General features: G+C 60.8%; 1 protein-coding gene. It reads left to right on the top strand.

Features of this window, described 5'->3' with window-relative positions:
* A partial coding sequence (locus Q7C21_RS22600) for an aminotransferase class III-fold pyridoxal phosphate-dependent enzyme (RefSeq protein WP_375151175.1) occupies nt 1–577 on the top strand: 577 nt, incomplete at both ends.

Genomic DNA, 577 nt, shown 5'->3' with positions numbered 1-577 from the left:
AGGAGCAAAGCGCAGATCGTGGCCAAGCGTAAGCAACTGCTGCTGCCCAACTTGTCGATTTCCTACTCGGACCCGATCAAGTTCGTGCGCGGTGATGGGGTCTGGTTGATCGACAACTTTGGCCGGGCCTATCTGGACTGCTTCAACAACGTCTGCCACCTCGGCCACTGCCATCCCGATGTGGTGCAAGCCCTTTCGCGCCAGGCTTCACGACTGAACACCAACACCCGCTACCTGCACGACAACATCGTCGAGTATGCCGAGCGACTCACGGCGACCCTGCCCAAGGGCCTGGCCGTCGCCTCCTTCGGCTGTTCCGGCAGTGAAGCCAACAGCCTGATGCTGCGCATGGCACGCAATCACACCGGGCGCAACGACGCCATCGTGCTGGATTGGGCCTACCACGGCACCACCCAGGAGCTGATTGATCTGAGCCCCTACAAGTACAAGCGCAAGGCCGGCAAGGGCCGTGCAGAGCATGTATTCGAGGCGGCCGTACCGGACGTTTACCGCGCAGCGGATGACTGGCCATTCGAAGAGTTGGGCAAGCGTTTTGCGCAAAGTGTTGCCGAGCAGA

Source organism: Pantoea sp. ANP04 (assembly GCF_041982285.1).
Lineage (GTDB): Bacteria > Pseudomonadota > Gammaproteobacteria > Enterobacterales > Enterobacteriaceae > Pantoea > Pantoea eucalypti.
Note: the sequence above shows the minus strand (reverse complement) of the source record. Positions and strands in the feature narration are given on the sequence as shown.